At 44.5% G+C, this 17,888-nt stretch carries 11 protein-coding genes; all 11 read left to right on the top strand.

Annotated elements, in window-relative coordinates:
* The first annotated feature begins 633 nt into the window (after positions 1 to 633).
* The 11 genes from LG003_RS17390 to bamB all read left to right on the top strand — a co-directional run bounded on the left by LG003_RS17390 (position 634) and on the right by bamB (position 17,796).
* Positions 634 to 1,434, top strand: a complete 801-nt coding sequence (locus LG003_RS17390) for an MBL fold metallo-hydrolase (RefSeq protein ID WP_112876252.1) — start codon at positions 634 to 636, stop codon at positions 1,432 to 1,434.
* A gap of 748 nt (positions 1,435 to 2,182) precedes the next feature.
* A complete protein-coding gene (locus LG003_RS17385) occupies positions 2,183 to 7,213 on the top strand; it encodes an alpha-2-macroglobulin family protein (protein WP_262981265.1) in 5,031 nt (1,676 codons plus the stop codon).
* Positions 7,214 to 7,269: 56 nt separating this feature from the next.
* The gene (pbpC, locus tag LG003_RS17380; protein ID WP_262981264.1) at positions 7,270 to 9,591 is read left to right on the top strand and encodes a peptidoglycan glycosyltransferase PbpC; all 2,322 of its coding nucleotides are present in this window, start codon (positions 7,270 to 7,272) and stop codon (positions 9,589 to 9,591) included.
* A 218-nt stretch (positions 9,592 to 9,809) separates the two neighbouring features.
* Complete coding sequence (ndk, locus tag LG003_RS17375; RefSeq protein WP_112876258.1) at positions 9,810 to 10,235, top strand: nucleoside-diphosphate kinase; 426 nt, start codon at positions 9,810 to 9,812, stop codon at positions 10,233 to 10,235.
* A gap of 182 nt (positions 10,236 to 10,417) precedes the next feature.
* Positions 10,418 to 11,596, top strand: a complete 1,179-nt coding sequence (locus LG003_RS17370) for a bifunctional tRNA (adenosine(37)-C2)-methyltransferase TrmG/ribosomal RNA large subunit methyltransferase RlmN (RefSeq protein WP_112876249.1) — start codon at positions 10,418 to 10,420, stop codon at positions 11,594 to 11,596.
* Positions 11,597 to 11,688: 92 nt separating this feature from the next.
* Entirely contained in the window at positions 11,689 to 12,102 is a 414-nt protein-coding gene (locus LG003_RS17365; protein WP_240000678.1) for a tetratricopeptide repeat protein, read from the top strand.
* A 121-nt stretch (positions 12,103 to 12,223) separates the two neighbouring features.
* Entirely contained in the window at positions 12,224 to 13,258 is a 1,035-nt protein-coding gene (rodZ, locus tag LG003_RS17360) for a cytoskeleton protein RodZ (protein ID WP_112876247.1), read from the top strand.
* A gap of 74 nt (positions 13,259 to 13,332) precedes the next feature.
* On the top strand, positions 13,333 to 14,454 hold the full coding sequence (gene ispG, locus LG003_RS17355; RefSeq protein WP_112876246.1) for a flavodoxin-dependent (E)-4-hydroxy-3-methylbut-2-enyl-diphosphate synthase: 1,122 nt from the start codon (positions 13,333 to 13,335) through the stop codon (positions 14,452 to 14,454).
* A 245-nt stretch (positions 14,455 to 14,699) separates the two neighbouring features.
* Positions 14,700 to 15,977, top strand: coding sequence for a histidine--tRNA ligase (hisS, locus tag LG003_RS17350; protein WP_112876245.1), 1,278 nt, complete (start codon positions 14,700 to 14,702; stop codon positions 15,975 to 15,977).
* A gap of 11 nt (positions 15,978 to 15,988) precedes the next feature.
* Positions 15,989 to 16,609: a YfgM family protein gene (locus LG003_RS17345; protein WP_262981263.1), complete on the top strand. Its 621-nt coding sequence runs from the start codon at positions 15,989 to 15,991 to the stop codon at positions 16,607 to 16,609.
* 14 nt (positions 16,610 to 16,623) lie between these two features.
* Positions 16,624 to 17,796, top strand: coding sequence for an outer membrane protein assembly factor BamB (bamB, locus tag LG003_RS17340; protein WP_262981262.1), 1,173 nt, complete (start codon positions 16,624 to 16,626; stop codon positions 17,794 to 17,796).
* The last annotated feature ends 92 nt before the right edge of the window (positions 17,797 to 17,888 follow it).

Genomic DNA, 17,888 nt, shown 5'->3' with positions numbered 1-17,888 from the left:
TGCCAATTATTTTAAAATATATTAATTCTATTTTTACATGGCAATAATATATTTTTTTATTGTATTAATAAAGGTGTTAATAATGATTGGATATAAATGGATAGGTTATGTTTATAACGACATGTGATATTTCTATAATTATTGATTGTTATATTTGAATGTTTTCATATAATATAAAATCAAATTATATCTGATAAATATATTATGTTTTTATCTTATAATATAGATAAAATGAGAGTAGTTATGTAAGTCAATTACTGGCTTTATAGTGATATTGTAAATTAAGCATTGTCAATTATACTAGGTATTAGTATAGTAAGTTTGATTAAATTGTTTGAATAACCTATCGTTGGGTTTTATTATTTAATAATATATTTATCTCTACCTTTAAAAATATGTTGTACAGCAAGGGATAATATTCGTATGTGAATATTGCAAGACAATAAATATGATAGAGATATAATCATTTCATGTTGAAAAATTAACTGTCAGTAGAGGAGGGGTAATTTGTGATCTGCTTATAAAAATGTGACGATATAATGGCTTTTCATTATTTTATTGATGTACGTCAATGCTATTGTTACCTGTACCGTTTAATAGAAGCGTGACTTCAACAAAATTAATGGATAAGCTATGTCGTTAAAAATAACTGTACTACTGGAAAATAAAACATCTGATTCATATTTGATAGCTAAGCCTGGTTTGAGTCTTTTACTTGAAGATGGTGAAGAGAAGATAATTTTTGATACCGGCCCGGATGGTAGCTATATTGAGAATGCAAACAGGATGGGGATATCTATTGATGATATATCCAAAATTGTTATCTCTCATGGACATTCTGACCATATAGGTGGTGTTAATTATTTTCCCCATAATGCTAAATTAATATGTCATCCTGATGCATTAAATGAGAAATATTATGGTGTTATGTTCAGGAAAATGGCGTTAAAATTTAAAAAAATGTCGGGTAAAATTAATAAACGAGTTAAGAAGAGAGTTTTATTTCGTTTAACGAAATCGCATATGAAGATAAGTGAGCGATTTATTTTTTCAGGGGAAATAGCAAATGATCATCGAAAATCCTTTGGGTTAATTAGAAAGAGCTCTTGGGCCAATGATTATATATTGGATGATAGTGCGTTAATTTGGAAAAGCGATAATGGCTTGGTGATTATCGTTGGCTGTGGTCATTCTGGTATTTGTGAAATTATTAACCACGCTAAAATGATTACCGGTGTGGATAAAGTATTCGCAGTAATAGGCGGATTGCATTTAAGGAGAGCGTTACCGACGGAGTTATTGAAGATCAGAGAATTTTTCATAAAAGAAAATATAAAAGAGGTCTATGGATGTCATTGTACTGGTAGCTGGGGAAGACTTTGGTTACCAAATGTCAAACAGCTAAAAACAGGACAGGTATTATTAGTCGAGTAACATAATGAAAGTCGTTGAGAAAATGGATGTTCATCAGGTTATTACCCCATTTGCGACAGCGTTGGGGTTAGCGTTTTTTTCTGTTTTAAATAATTGGGATTATAATAACGATAGGTTAATGTTTTTATTGCTATACCCGTCATCTTTCAAGTTGCCTCTTTGTTGGCTGCACTCACTCACCCCGGTCACATAGTTTGCTATGCTCCCGGGGATTCGCTCCCTTGCCGTCGCGATGCATCTTGAAATCCATAGGGTATATAATCCTATTGCCGTATTTTTTAGGAAAAATAATAGTATATTGAAGATGACTGTATTTAATCTAATAATGATATTGATAACCGGTACGATAATGATAATTTCCTGTTTATTCAACTTGTTTTAATGATCGATTTTATATTGTTTTACTGCTTGTAAATTATCAAGCGGATGGTGCAGTAAAGGTCTATCTTCGGTCACTGAGAGAAATGACGAAAATTCGTTTTACAAGATATATGGAGTTCTTAATGAAAAATTGAATCGATAAATTTAGATTTACTTATCGTTTCTGTGATGTTTAATTCATTAAAATAACAGGCTATTATATGAACTTAATGTCTTTACGTTGCTTATATAAATAGGCGGTATAATAAGTTGATCATAGGTATATAGTTGATTCTATCTGTTTGATTTAAATTTAATATATTGATTTATAAAGTTATTCATTAAATCCTGCCACCAGTTGGCCGGAGTTAAGACAGGGGTTATGATTATGAATCAAGGTCAATTCTGGCAACGGCCAAGAAGAAACAAACGTTATTTGGCGGTGATTTTAGCGTCTTTGCTGATGCTTTCTGGTTGTGACCAATCTGATAGCACTGATAATAAGCAAGCTGCCCAACCGCAGTCCACAGAAATTCAAAGCGAAAAAGCACCTCAACAATCAAATACTCCACCAAAATCAGTAAAACCGAAAGATGCAGCCTCACTGGCTGAATTAGTAAAACGTTATGCCGGTAAACCAGTGAAGATTCTGGATGCCTCGGAAGTTCAGCTTGATGGCGCTAGTGCAATGGTGGTGACATTTTCTGTTCCTTTAGATCCGAATCAGGATTTTGCGCAGAATGTCCGTTTGGTGGATGTCAAAGAGGGCAAACTTGATGGGGCGTGGGAACTGTCAGATAACATGATGGAACTGCGCTTGCGCCATTTGCCGCCCTCCCGTAAGTTGCAATTGACCGTAGATAAAGATGTTAAAGGTATCAATGATCGTCAACTCGAAACGGCTTATGAGAAAACGCTGACAACCGCGACGATTTCTCCGTCTGTCGGTTTTGCCAGCAAAGGCTCTTTGTTACCCAGTAAAGTTGCTGAAGGTTTGCCAGTATTGGCTCTGAATGTTAATCGTGTTGATGTTAATTTTTTCAGGATAAAAGAGGCGGCATTACCGGCTTTTATTGCACAGTGGCAATATCGCAATAATATGAATTCTTGGGAATCTGAAGAGATGCTCAAAGATGCGGAACTGGTTTATACCGGCCGTTTCGATCTGAATCCAACACTGAATACCCGCGAAAAATTACTGTTGCCATTAAGTAATATTAAAGAGTTACAGCAAGATGGTGTTTATCTGGCGGTGATGCAACAAGCGGGTAAATACACAGACACCAATCCAGCAACAATGTTTACCTTAAGTGATATAGGTGTTTCTGTGCACAGCTATTTGGATAAGATGGATGTGTTTACCCAATCTTTGGCGCAAGGTAGCAGCCTGAAAGGGGTGGAAATACGGCTGTTGGATGATAAAGGGCTATTATTGTCAAAGGCAACAACGGACGATGATGGGCATGTCAGCTTAGAAAAAAATGCGAAAGCGAAACTATTGCTCGCTACTCATGATCACCAAACCAGTATGATTGATTTGGTATCACCGGCGCTGGATCTGTCTGAATTTGATATCTCTGGTCCACAAGGGTACAGCAAACAGTTTTTTGTTTTTGGACCTCGTGATCTCTATCGCCCGGGTGAAACGTTGATTGTCAATGGCCTGTTGCGTGATGGCGATGGCCGTGCAATGAAAAGTCAGCCAGTTAAAGTGGATGTACTGAAAACCGATGGTCAGGTTGTCCGTAGTTTTGTCTGGCAACCCGAAAATGGGTTGTATCAGTATCGTTATGCGATCCCCCAGTCAGCGGCTACTGGGCTCTGGTCGCTACGTTTTGATTTGGGCGATAACAAACCCCGTTATTACAAGTTTAATGTCGAAGATTTTATGCCGGAGCGCATGGCTCTGGAAATTAGTAGTGAGTCGCAACCCGTGATGAAAGACCACGATGTGGATTTCGCGATTAAAGGCCGTTATCTATATGGAGCGCCTGCCGCATATAATCGCTTGCAAGGGCAATTATTTCTGCGTCCAGCTCGGGATGCGGTAGCAAAATTGCCTGGCTATGAGTTTGGTGCGGTTACAGAAGACAATCTTAGTCGCACATTGGATGAGTTTGATCTGGTTTTAGGTAATGAGGGTAAAGCTGTAATTAATGTCAGTGCCGACAACTGGAGTTCGGTCTCTTCGCCGGTAAACGTCATTGTACAGGCAGGTTTGCTTGAATCTGGTGGCCGTCCGGTAACTCGTCGAGTTGAACAGGCCGTTTGGCCGGCAGAAAAGCTGGTTGGTATCCGTCCGTTGTTTAATCAGAAAGAGATTTATGACTATCGCGTAGGGCGTTACCAAAGTCGTTACAATGTGGATGAAAATTCACTGGCGCAATTTGCGGTGGTGTATGCCGATGCCAATGGAAAAAAATATGCTGCGAAAGATTTTACTGCCCGCTTGGTTTATGAACGCCGCGACTATTATTGGCGTTGGTCGGATAGCGAAGGTTGGCAATCAGGCTATGACCAGAAAGATTTGGTGATGGCGGATGAACATATCCAGATTGCTCAAGATGGTACGGCAAAGATCAGTTTTCCGGTTGATTGGGGGTCGTACCGTATTGAAGTGGTTAATCCAGAAAATCAATTAGTGACCAGCGTTAATTTCTGGGCGGGTTACTCATGGCAGGATAATACCGGCGGCACAGGAGCTGTTCGTCCTGATCAGGTGAAGTTATCTCTGGATAAGCCCGCTTATCAGGTAGGTGAGAAGATAAAATTGCATATGGTCGCGCCACAGGCCGGTAAAGGTTATCTGTTGGTGGAATCCAGCGAAGGGCCACTTTGGTGGCAAAAAATTGATGTGCCAGAACAAGGTTTGGATGTGGAAGTGCCGGTAAATAAAGAGTGGCATCGTCATGACCTTTATTTAACCGCTGTGGTGGTGCGTCCAGAGGATAAATCTCGTCAGGTGACACCGAAACGGGCCATTGGCGTGTTGCACCTGCCGTTGGCTGATGAAAATCGTAAGCTGGATTTGACGCTATCCGCACCGGAAAAAATGCGTCCGAATCAGAATCTTACTGTTAAAGTCAAGGTGACGCCACAGCAAGGGCGGAAATTACCCAAGCAGGTTAATGTGCTGCTTTCTGCTGTCGATACGGGGGTGCTGAATGTCACGAATTTTAAAACTCCCGACCCCTATGAGGCCTTCTTTGGTCGTAAGCGTTACAGTGTCGATCAATATGATGTGTATGGTCAGTTGATTGAAGGTGAAGGCCGTCTGGCGAATCTGCGTTTTGGTGGTGATGGTGATGATAGCGCCCTTGATCGTGGCGGCAGAAAGCCACTAACCGAAGTTAAGATTATCGCTGAACAAGCACAGCCAGTGACGCTGGATGAAAGTGGCGAAGGGCAGATCGTTTTGCCAATCCCTGATTTCAATGGTGAATTGAGGTTGATGGTTCAAGCGTGGAGTGAAGATGAGTTCGGCCACGGTGAAAGTAAAGTTGTCATTGCTGCGCCGGTGGTTGCACAGATGGCATTACCTCGCTTTATGGCAGGTGGTGATAGCGCATTGTTGTCGTTAGATTTGACTAACTTAACTGAACAGACGCAAAACTTGACCTTGAACTTTGCGGTTAATGACCTGATTAAGTTGGAGGGGGATATTAGCAAAGAGATAACATTGGAAAAAGGCAAACGCACCACAGTAGAGATTCCGGTCACAGCGGATTTGGGGGTTGGTCAAGGAGAGGTTTCCTTGACGATTGATGGTCTGAATTTACCCGGTGAAAATCTGAAACCGTATAAAAATAGTTGGAAGATTGGTGTGCGTCAGGCACAGCCAGCGGAAACTGTTCTGTTCGCTAATGTTATTCATCCGGGAGAGGAGTGGCAGTTGCCGTTAAATACCTTATCGGGTTTATCACCAGAAGGAGCCGAGGGGCAGTTGTTACTGAGCAGCCGTCCACCGTTACAGATTTCACGCTATATTCGTGAATTGTACGCCTACCCATATGGCTGTCTTGAACAGACAATCAGTGGGCTTTATCCGTCACTCTATTCGAACAAATCAGAGCTGAATAGTTTGGGTATCATGGCGGAAGATGATAATAAACGCCGGGCAAGTATTGATGAGGGAATTATTCATCTGTTGAGTATGCAGCGTCATGACGGTAGCTTTGCTTTATGGGATAAAACCGGTGATGAAGAATATTGGTTAACGGCCTATGCCGCCGATTTTCTATTCCGTGCAAGTCAACGAGGTTACAGCGTACCTAAAGAGGTGTTGACTTCTGCCAATAACCGTCTGTTACGTTATTTACAGGATAAGAGTGTTATTAACTATCCCTATAGCCAGAATCAGGAAGCAATGCGATTCTCGGTTCAGTCTTATGCTGGTCTGGTGCTTGCCAATCAACAGAAAGCGCCATTGGGCGCTCTGAGACAAGTTTATGAACGCCGTCAGCAAGCAGGCAATGGCTTGTCACTGGTACAACTGGGAGTCGCACTGAAATTGATGGGGGATAACACCCGAGCAGATGAAGCGGTTCGTTTGGGGATCAGTAAAAACCGTCATGATGATGTAGATTTAGGTGATTACGGCAGTGACATCCGTGACAACGCAATGATTGTTGCTCTGTTGACTGAAAATAATATGCTAATAAAGGAACGTGATGAGAAATTGCTGGCTCTGTCTGATGAATTGACATCTCGCAATTATTTCTCAACTCAGGAGAGTAATTCACTCTACTTGGCGGGACGTTTCTTTATTGATACATCAGTGCAGCCGTGGAAAGCGGTGATTAATCAGCGGACTTCACCAATAAGTAGGGATAAGTCCTATAGTGAGATGTTATATCCACAGGATATTCAGCAAGGTGTGAGTATCAGTAACCTTGGTGACAGCACGCTCTATTCACGAGTAAATGTGGTGGCCTACCCGCTGCGCTCTCCGAAACCTTACGCTAATGTGCTGAAAATTCAGCGTAGCTATCTGGATATGAAGGGTAATCCGGTTTCCATTGACCAGCTGAAAAGCGGTGAAATGGTGGTTGTGAAGCTGGTGGTAAGCTCAGATAAATCCGTACAGGATGCTTTGGTTGTTGATTTATTGCCCGCCGGCTTGGAGCTGGAAAACCAGAACTTGGCTAACAGCAGTGCCAAGTTGAGTGAGAGTGCCGCTAATCTTCAGGAGTTGATTGGCGATATGCAACAGGCGACGATTCATCATATTGAATATCGTGATGATCGATATGTGGCGGCAGTCGCGGTTGATTCGTCTCAGCCAGTGACGTTGCTCTATCTGGCACGTGCTGTAACTCCGGGTGTTTACACCATTCCTGCACCACAGGTTGAATCTATGTATGTGCCTTACTGGCGTGCAGTCGGTTCTACACCTGAAAAACTGGAAGTTGTCCGCTAAATTTGTCAGCCCTTATGCTCTAGTGTAAGGGCTGATTTCTCTCTTGGTGTTCATAGATGAAGAAAACGCATCGCCTTATGTGGCTGATTGTACTGTTGTTGTTTTTGCTCCCGGCGGGTTTATGGCTGGCAGATAAAATCTGGCCTCTGCCACTGCGTGAAGTCAAAATGGCGCGTATTGTCGTGAGTGAGGATGGTACGCCGCTTTGGCGTTTTGCCGATGATGAAGGCGTTTGGCGTTATCCGGTAACATTGGATCAAGTATCACCGGAATATATTCAGGCATTGCTGACTTATGAAGATCGCTGGTTCTATAAACACCCGGGGATTAACCCGATTTCTCTGGTCAGGGCTGCCTGGCAAGATATACGAGCCGGTAAGATTTTGTCCGGTGGTAGTACGCTGTCAATGCAGGTCGCTCGGTTGATTGATCCCCATTCACGCACTTTCGGCGGGAAGCTGAAACAGATCTGGCGTACTTTGCAGCTTGAATGGCACTATTCCAAAAATGAAATTCTGGAGATGTATCTGAACCGCGCGCCGTTTGGTGGCACATTACAAGGTGTCGGTGCGGCGAGTTGGGCATATTTGGCTAAACCGCCCTCTGAACTCTCAGCGGGAGAAGCGGCTTTACTGGCTGTTCTGCCACAGGCTCCTAGCCGTTTAAGGCCAGATCGCTATCCTGAACGGGCACAGGCTGCTCGCGATAAGGTGTTGCAACGGTTGGCGCACTATAAAATCTGGCCGGAACAGACGATTGCTGATATTCGGCAAGAAACGTTGTGGTTGGCTCCTCGGCAGGTGCCACAGCTTGCCCCTTTGCTTGCCAGACGAATGGCGAAAGGTACTCGTCAGGAGATCATCAAAACAACCCTTGATGTGGGATTACAGCGTCAGCTTGAAGATATGGCGGTGAATTGGAAGTACCAGTTACCAGAAAAAACTTCGATTGGCGTGTTAGTGGTTGATCATACAGACATGGCGGTAAAAGCCTATATCGGCTCGCTGGATCTACGGGATGATAGCCGTTTTGGTCATGTCGATATGATAAGTTCATGGCGTTCGCCGGGATCAACCTTGAAGCCATTTTTGTATGCCATGGCGCTGGATGATGGGTTAATTCATGGGGAATCACTGTTACAGGATGTGCCTCGCCGCTTTGATTATTATCGCCCCGGAAATTTTGACAGTGGCTTTCATGGGCCGGTCAGTGCCAGTGAGGCGTTGGTTCGTTCACTGAATTTACCCGCTGTGCAACTGCTTGAAGCCTATGGCGCCAAGCGGTTTACCGCCAATATGCGTAATGTGGGAACCGTATTGCGTTTTCCTCCCGGCAGTGAACCCAATTTATCATTGATTCTTGGTGGTACGGCAACCCGGATGGATCAACTGGTGGCGGCTTACACGGCGTTTGCCCGTCAGGGGAAGGTTTCCCCCTTGAGATTCACTCCGCAGCAGAAATTGCGTGATCGGCAACTTTTTTCCCCCGGCGCTGCATGGATAGTGAGGCGAATTATGGCTGGAGAAGCTCTGCCGCAACCTGATGATGTTTTGCCGGCACAAGTGCCGCTGGCTTGGAAAACCGGTACCAGCTATGGCTACCGTGATGCTTGGGCCATTGGCTTAAATGCGCGTTATACCATTGGTGTTTGGGTTGGTCGGCCGGATGGCACGCCAGTTGTCGGGCAGTTCGGCTATGCTACGGCGGTTCCCATCATGAATCAGGTCAATAATCTGTTGTTCGCCAATATGCGAAATGGGGCTAAACGGATTCCTGTTGATCCGCGTCCAGCAAGTGTGAGTCGGGCAATTATCTGTTGGCCGGGAGGGCAGAGTTTACCGAAGGGAGAGGATAATTGCCGTCAGCGGCGTCTGAGCTGGATACTGAATAACACGATTCCGCCTACGCTGCCTGCGGTGGGGCAAGAGGCTATTTCAGGCATCAATGAACAGGTGTGGTTGGATAAAAACGGTTTGCGCGTGGCTTCTGATTGTCCCGGCGCTCAGGCTAAAAATATCGCTTTATGGCCGATTACCCTCGAATCATGGTTACCAACACAAGAGCGGCGGGCACAGCGTCTGCCGCCGGTTAATCCTCGATGTCCACCGTTGAAATCAGATGAAGCGCCCTTGTTGATCGTGGGGATTCGTAACGGAGATGTATTGAAACGGCTTCCTGGTTTTGGCAGCCTTGATTTACGTGTTACCACTCAGGGCGGTAGTGGTGGGCAACAATGGTGGTTTCTGAATGGAGAACAGGTAATGACCACAGAAAATAATCGGGGATTTGTTCAGACATTGACTCAGCCGGGTAAATATCAGCTTAGTGTTTTGGATTTGGGCGGGCAAATTGATTCTGTCAATTTTACCTTGAAGTAAACGATTCAGGTAAAAGTGTGATTTGTACGAAAAAATGGTAATTTTCGCTAAGGAAAATTTAATGGAATGTTATGTTTTCTGTAGGCAACCGCTATTCGTACCCCTATAATCAACGCCGTTTTTATCTCCGCTAAGGTTGCGGAATGAGTATTAACCGATTAACTTATCGGGAAAAATTAAAATTATCAGTTGCTGCAAGAAGAACCAAGAGGTTATCTATGACGGTTGAACGTACTTTTTCTATTGTTAAGCCTAACGCTGTGAAGAAAAATGCCATCGGGGCTATTTATGCTCGTTTTGAAAGTGCTGGGTTTAGAATTATTGCCGCGAAAATGCTTCACCTGACCCGTGAACAGGCTGAGGGCTTCTATGCGGAGCACAAAGGCCGCCCTTTCTTTGATGGTTTGGTGGAATTTATGACTTCTGGTCCGATTATGGTTCAGGTGTTGGAAGGCGAGAATGCAGTACAGCGTCACCGTGATCTGATGGGGGCAACTAATCCTGATAATGCATTGGCAGGTACTCTGCGCGCTGATTATGCAGATAGCTTCACTGAAAACGCGGTTCACGGCTCTGATGCGGTTGAATCTGCAAACCGTGAAATTGCGTATTTCTTCACAGAAGATGAAATTTGCCCACGTTAATTGATTTGCCGTTACCCGTAGCATCATTGCATTAAAGTTTGTACAATGCGGCGCCCCGCTGTTAATTCAACGGGGCGCTTATTATTTGTTACTATACTAAACTGATAGTGACCTGAATTGAAACTTCGCGTTGAGTTCATTAACGCAGAGCCGAAAGTGTTACAACGAGGCGATATAAAAAGATGTCCCAACCAAATACTGCGGCACAATTTGCTGCTTCTGTCGTGTCTGAAACTCCAGAAAAGAAAGGCGGTAAAATTAACCTGCTTGATCTGAATCGCAAGCAAATGCGCCAGTTTTTCATTGACATGGGAGAAAAACCATTCCGTGCTGATCAAGTGATGAAATGGATATATCACTACTGTTATGACGATTTTGAGCAGATGACAGATATTAACAAAATTCTGCGAGCAAAATTGCAACAAGTTGCAGAGATCCGTGCACCTGAAGTCGCAGAAGAGCAACGTTCGGCCGATGGTACGATTAAATGGGCGATCACTGTTGGCGATCAGCAGGTTGAAACGGTTTATATCCCGGAAGATGATCGCGCAACTTTGTGTGTCTCTTCTCAGGTAGGTTGTGCACTGGAGTGTAAATTCTGTTCCACTGCTCAGCAAGGGTTTAACCGTAATTTGCGGGTTTCTGAAATTATTGGTCAAGTTTGGCGTGCCGCAAAAATTATTGGTTCACTGAAATCCAGTGGTCGTCGCCCGATTACCAATGTGGTGATGATGGGGATGGGAGAACCGCTGCTTAACCTAAATAACGTGGTGCCTGCCATGGAAATCATGATGGATGATTTTGGTTTCGGTTTGTCAAAGCGCCGTGTGACGTTATCCACATCTGGTGTAGTGCCAGCACTGGATAAACTTGGCGATATGATTGATGTTGCTTTGGCAATTTCCCTGCATGCACCGACAGATGATGTACGGGATGACATCGTTCCTATCAACCGTAAATATAATATCGAGCAGTTCCTTGCAGGTGTGCGCCGCTATTTGACTAAATCTAATGCTAATCAGGGGCGTGTGACGGTGGAATATGTCATGCTGGATCATATTAATGACAGCGTGGAACAGGCACATCAATTAGCTGAATGCTTGAAAGACACACCGAGTAAGATCAATCTGATCCCATGGAACCCGTTTCCGGGGGCGCCATATGGCCGCAGTTCCAACAGCCGGATTGATCGCTTTGCTAAAGTGTTGATGGGATATGGTTTCACCACTATTGTCCGCAAGACTCGCGGTGATGATATCGATGCCGCATGTGGTCAACTTGCCGGTGATGTAATTGATCGTACCAAACGTACATTGAAAAAACGTCAGGCCGGTGAACCTATTCAGATAAGAGCAGTCTGAATGGGAATGTTGGTATGTCCTGTCATGCAGTAACTGAAATGCATAAGTGAAATGATCGTTACAATGACATATCTTTGGTCGGTGGGGATGGAATGATAAGGAAATCGTTATCGGGAATGATGGTGGTTGCTATGTTGTTGGTAGGATGTTCCAATCAACCAACAAACGGCAATCAACAGCGAAAAGTCGCAGCAGAAACCCGGATTCAGCTGGGAATGGCCTATCTGGCTAAAGGTAATTTACCTGCCGCCAGATATCACTTTGATAAGGTTTTACTGGCAAAGCCAGACCATTATCAGGCTCAATTAGGTATGGCGTTGTATGAGCAATATTCTGGTCAGCCGGAAGCCGCTCGTCAACGTTACAAAATGGCGATGCAGTACGCGCCAGGAAATGATACGGTATTGTATCATTACAGCGTTTTTCTCTGTGAGCAGGGGCAGTATGAAGAAGTCAAGACTCTGTTTACTGGGAGCCATGCTGACAGGCGTGTTTGTTATCAGTGATTTGCCGCTAGTAAAATAGCAAATCTATTTCGCCGCGCAGGCCATTGTGTAATTTAAAGATTATAGCAAGGCGCCGGCGCGAAGTTTTTCACAACCTGAACAGTACCGCGTCTTCTTGCTAATGAATACAGAAACGACTCCAGAACAAGCTTATTTAACCGCCGGCCAGCTCCTGCGTCAGGCTCGTGAACAGCACGGGCTAACCCAGCAGACTGTAGCTGATCGCTTGTGTTTAAAACTTTCTACAATACGTGATATTGAAGAGGACAATATTCCGGCCACTATGGTACCGACTTTCCTGCGTGGTTATGTTCGCTCTTATGCTAAGTTGGTACAAATTCCAGAAGCAGAAATTCTGGCAATTCTGGATAAGCATACCCCGGCAAAAACAGCGAAAGTTTCACCGATGCAGAGTTTTTCGTTGGGTAAAAAACGGAAAAAACGCGAAAGTTGGTTGATGTGGATTACGTGGTTGATTATTTTAGTCGTAATTAGTTTGACGGGAGCATGGTGGTGGCAAAATCACATAGCTCAACAGAAGGAATTGATTTCGATGGCTGATCATTCTGCGGCTAAGGTTGCTCAGAAAAAAGCCAGTTCAGAGGATTTACCCACTGAAAATCATGATCAGGTGACACAGTTACCAACCCGCGAACAGGCAACAAGTGAGCCATCATCATCTGCCGCTGTAACCGAAAATGCAGTGGCAGCGAATAATACTGGTGGTCTTGATGGTCATAGTGAGGAAGTGGCCCAATCTGCGGCATCAACGCAAAATCAAGTGGTGAAAACACCTGAAACTCAATTAGCAGGTAACGGGCCACAAACTCAGACTGCTCCATTGTCAGCCAATCAAGGGACAGCTCAAGTACCGAGTGTGTCTGAAAATAATTCAACGGCAGTCGCTGACAGTAATAATCTGATGATGAATTTTAAAGCATCCTGTTGGTTGCAAGTTGTTGATGCAAAAGGAAAGAAATTATTTAGTGGAACTAAACATAAAGGTGACCATCTGAGTCTCTCTGGCTCATTACCTTATGAGTTAACTATCGGTGTTCCGGCTGTTGTGGATGTACGGTTCCGCGGGCAACCTGTTGATTTAAGCCGCTTTATTAAAGAGAGTCGTATCGCGCGTCTTAAAGTACCGGCAGCATAATGAAAGGCCTGTTACAGTAGGGCATAGTTGTAATTTTATCAGTAAGCACATGGAAGTCTGGGAGAAACACCAGTATGCATAATGAATCGCCGATAAAAAGACGCAAATCTACGCGTATTTATGTAGGCAATGTGCCTGTCGGGGATGGTGCGCCCATTTCGGTGCAGTCAATGACAAACACACGTACTACAGATGTGGAAGCGACTGTTAAACAGATTAAATCGCTTGAGCGTGTTGGCGTTGATATTGTTCGCGTATCAATACCAACGATGGACGCCGCGGAAGCATTTAAGTTGATTAAGCAGCAAGCGAGTGTTCCTTTGGTTGCAGATATCCATTTTGATTACCGTATCGCGCTTAAAGTTGCAGAGTATGGTGTCGATTGTCTGCGGATTAACCCTGGAAATATCGGTAATGAAGCACGTATCCGTGAGGTTGTGGCTTCTGCCCGTGATAAAAATATCCCAATCCGCATTGGTGTAAATGGCGGATCATTGGAAAAGGATCTTCAGGAAAAATATGGTGAGCCTACCCCAGGAGCGTTGGTGGAATCGGCTATGCGCCATGTGGATATTCTTGATAGGCTTAATTTTGATCAGTTTAAAATCAGTGTAAAAGCGTCAGATGTCTTTCTGGCGGTTGGTGCCTATCGCTTGTTAGCTCAGAAGATTGATCAGCCATTGCATCTTGGTATTACTGAGGCGGGTGGTGCGCGTGCAGGTTCTGTAAAATCTGCCATTGGCTTGGGTATCCTCCTGTCAGAAGGTATCGGTGATACCATGCGTATTTCTTTGGCTGCCGATCCTGTCGAAGAAGTTAAAGTGGGTTTTGACATTCTGAAAGCATTACGTATTCGTTCCCGTGGTATAAATTTTATCGCTTGTCCAACCTGTTCCCGTCAGGAATTTGATGTTATTGGCACAGTTAATGCTTTGGAACAACGTTTGGAAGATTTACTCACACCGATGGATGTTTCTATTATTGGTTGTGTGGTTAACGGACCCGGCGAGGCGGAGGTTTCTACTTTGGGTGTCACCGGCGCCAGAACGAAAAGTGGTTTTTATGAAGATGGGATACGGCAGAAAGTGCGTCTCGATAATGCTGATATGATCGATCAGCTTGAGGCGAAGATCCGTGCTAAAGCATCAATGCTCGATGAAAATATGCGCATTGGCATAAGTCAACTGGACAAATAATGTATCTGATACTGGCTCATCGTGATGATGAGCCAGCGTTGTTTTGTTTGTTAATTGAAGCTCGCCGGTATTCGCTTCTATACCCTATGGATTTCGAGATGCATCGCGACGGCAAGGGAGCGAATCCCCGGGAGCATAGGTAACTATGTGACCGGGGTGAGCGAGTGCAGCCAACAAAGAGGCAACTTGAAAGATAACGGGTATATAATCAACATCATTTTTGAATCATTAACTAGAGATAAAACGTGGCAAAAAATATCCAAGCTATTCGAGGCATGAATGACTACTTGCCGGCAGATACGGTTATCTGGCAGCGTATCGAAACTATTTTGAAACGAGTACTGGCGGGTTATGGTTATAGCGAGATCCGCACACCGATTGTAGAGCAGACCCCGTTATTTAGACGGGCTATTGGGGAAGTCACTGATGTGGTTGAAAAGGAGATGTATACCTTTGATGATCGCAATGGTGAAAGTGTGACCCTACGCCCTGAAAATACCGCGGGTTGTGTGCGTGCCGGTATTGAACATGGTCTGCTGTACAATCAGGAACAGCGCGTATGGTATTTAGGGCCAATGTTCCGTTATGAACGTCCACAAAAAGGCCGTTACCGCCAATTTTATCAATTAGGTGCTGAAGTTTTTGGTCTTCAAGGGCCTGATATTGATGCCGAACTTATTTTATTGACTGCTCGCTGGTGGCGTGAGCTCGGTATTTTTGAGCATGTGACGCTTGAACTGAATTCCATTGGTTCGTTGGCGGCACGCGCCAATTACCGCGAAGCGTTGGTGGCTTTTCTTGAGCAGCACAAAGATAAGCTGGATGAAGATTGCAAACGTCGTATGTACAGTAATCCATTACGTGTTCTGGATTCAAAAAATCCAGAGGTTCAGCAACTTCTTAATGATGCGCCGGAACTGTTTGATTATCTTGATGCCGAATCAAAGGAACATTTTGATAGCCTGTGTGCACTTCTTGATGGGGCGGGTATCAAGTATCGGATTAATCAGCGTTTGGTTCGTGGCTTGGATTATTATAACCGCACAGTATTTGAATGGGTGACAACGGCACTCGGGGCTCAAGGGACGGTCTGTGCCGGTGGTCGGTACGATGGGCTGGTTGAGCAACTGGGGGGCCGACCAACGCCTGCTGTGGGTTTTGCCATGGGGATGGAGCGTCTGATTTTGCTGGTGCAAGAAATTAATCCAGCATTTGTCGCGGAGCGGTCAGTTGCAGATGTTTATCTCGCTTCTTTTAGTGAAGGTAGTCAGCAAGCGGCATTGATTTTGGCTGAACAGGTACGTGATACGTTGCCCCAATTGCGTTTAATGATGAACCACGGGGGAGGGAACTTTAAGAAGCAACTGGGGCGTGCGGATAAACAAGGCGCCAAAATTGCGCTGATCCTCGGTGAGGATGAAATTCGTTCTGGTCAGGTAGCCATTAAAGATTTACGTACAGGTGAACAACAAACGTTGCCGCAAAGCGAAATTGCTGCTCGTTTGGTTGAACTGTTAGGTTAAGGAGAGACTCTGTGGAAGTCTATACCAATGAAAACGAACAGGTAGACGTGATTCGTCGCTTTTTTGCCAATAATGGTAAGGCCTTGGTTTTTGGGCTGGTGTTGGGTGCCGGGGCGCTGATTGGCTGGCGTTACTGGCAATCTCATCAGACAAATCAGTTGCAGGAAAGTGCAGAAGCTTTTGAACGAGTAGATCAAGGATTAATTACCAGTACAAAAGAGAGTCATGCTGCTGCCGAAAAATTTGCCAGTGAAACTAATAACAGTTATGGCGTGATGACGCATATGCATTTGGCTCAACTTGCTGTTGAAAAGAATGAATTAACTAAAGCAGATCAATTTTTATCTGCGGCTACCGATCAGGTAAAAAATGAGGATTTGCTGTCTCTGGTGAATATTCGCCTAGCCAGGGTTCAATTGGCGGAAGATAAAGCGGATGCCGCGCTGAAAACATTGGAACAGGTTAAAGGTTCCGGTTGGGTTGCCGTTGCAGAGGATATCCGCGGTGATGCCCTGTTGAAAAAAGGTGATATTGCCGGTGCCCGTGCGGCGTATACCAAAGGTTTGAGCTCAAATTCACCACAGGCGATCAAATCGATGTTAAATCTTAAATTGAATAACTTATCCAGCTAAGGGGAATTCTTTCAATGCAACTGCGTAAAACACTCTTGGTTGGTTTAGTGGCTTCCGTTCTGTTAGCCGGTTGTTCAAGTGAGCAAGACACGGTAACGATGTCACCATTGCCACAGGTCGAAAATCAATTTAATCCAAGCGAAGTTTGGGATAAATCTGTAGGTGATGGTGTAGGCCGTTATTATTCTCATTTGACACCAACCTGGCAGGGCTCTGCTGTTTATGTTGCTGATCGTCATGGCATCGTTAAGGCGTTGGACATTGATAGTGGTAAAGAGATATGGTCGGTGAATCTGGCGGAAAAAGCGGGTTTCCTCTCTTCTCGTATACCTGCATTGCTCTCTGGTGGTCTGACCGTTGCTGGGGATCATCTATATGTAGGTACTGAACGTGCCAAAGTTATTGCATTGAATACCAAAGACGGGCAAGTTGCCTGGCAATCCGACGTTGCCGGTGAAGCGTTGTCGCGTCCTGTGGTGAGTGATGGTCTGGTGCTGATTCATACCAGTAATGGGATGTTGCAGGCATTAAGTGAGTCAGATGGTAAAGTGCAATGGTCCGTTAATTTGGATTCACCGTCATTATCATTACGTGGTGAATCGGCGCCTGCTGTGGCTTACGGTGCTGCCATCGTAGGTGGGGATAATGGTCGTGTCAACGCCGTCTTGATTTCTCAGGGGCAGTTGATTTGGCAACAACGTATTTCTCAGGTAACCAGTTCTACAGAAATCGGTCGTCTTAATGATGTTGATACGACACCAGTTATTTCTGATGGCGTGATATATGCAATAGCTTATAACGGTAATCTGGTGGCGCTTGATATGCGTTCAGGTCAGATCCTCTGGAAGCGTGATTTGGGTTCAGTGAACGAAATGGTTGTTTCTGGTGATAATATTTATATTGTTGACCAAAATGATCGTGTTATGGGTCTGCGTCAAAGTGATGGTGTCACTTTGTGGACTCAGACAAAATTGCAACACCGTAATTTAACCGCGCCTGAAATGTATAATGGTTATCTGGTTGTTGGTGACAGTGAAGGTTATCTGCACTGGCTGAATATGGATGATGGTAAGTTTGTTGCTCAACATAAAGTTGATAGTTCCGGTTTAATGAGCCGTCCGGTTGTCGCCAGTGACAAATTGATGGTGCAGGCGAAAGACGGTACGGTTTATCTGTTTACCCGTTGAGTTGTGCTTACTGTCTGTGTTGACCGGAAATATAGAGTAAAGCGTTAGTTATATACCCTATGGATTTCAAGATGCATCGCGACGGCAAGGGA

The sequence above is a fragment of the Photorhabdus kleinii genome (assembly GCF_025384885.1).
GTDB classification, from domain to species: Bacteria; Pseudomonadota; Gammaproteobacteria; order Enterobacterales; family Enterobacteriaceae; genus Photorhabdus; species Photorhabdus kayaii.
The sequence above is the reverse complement of the archived record's forward strand: the minus strand, read 5'-3'. Positions and strand labels throughout refer to the sequence as shown.

Bases quoted from the DNA above. Each gene is read 5' to 3' on its own strand.
- LG003_RS17390 (WP_112876252.1), top strand. From the start codon at position 634: ATGTCGTTAAAAATAACTGTACTACTGGAAAATAAAACATCTGATTCA.
- LG003_RS17385 (WP_262981265.1), top strand. From the start codon at position 2,183: ATGAATCAAGGTCAATTCTGGCAACGGCCAAGAAGAAACAAACGTTAT.
- pbpC (WP_262981264.1), top strand. From the start codon at position 7,270: ATGAAGAAAACGCATCGCCTTATGTGGCTGATTGTACTGTTGTTGTTT.
- ndk (WP_112876258.1), top strand. From the start codon at position 9,810: ATGACGGTTGAACGTACTTTTTCTATTGTTAAGCCTAACGCTGTGAAG.
- LG003_RS17370 (WP_112876249.1), top strand. From the start codon at position 10,418: ATGTCCCAACCAAATACTGCGGCACAATTTGCTGCTTCTGTCGTGTCT.
- LG003_RS17365 (WP_240000678.1), top strand. From the start codon at position 11,689: ATGATAAGGAAATCGTTATCGGGAATGATGGTGGTTGCTATGTTGTTG.
- rodZ (WP_112876247.1), top strand. From the start codon at position 12,224: ATGAATACAGAAACGACTCCAGAACAAGCTTATTTAACCGCCGGCCAG.
- ispG (WP_112876246.1), top strand. From the start codon at position 13,333: ATGCATAATGAATCGCCGATAAAAAGACGCAAATCTACGCGTATTTAT.
- bamB (WP_262981262.1), top strand. From the start codon at position 16,624: ATGCAACTGCGTAAAACACTCTTGGTTGGTTTAGTGGCTTCCGTTCTG.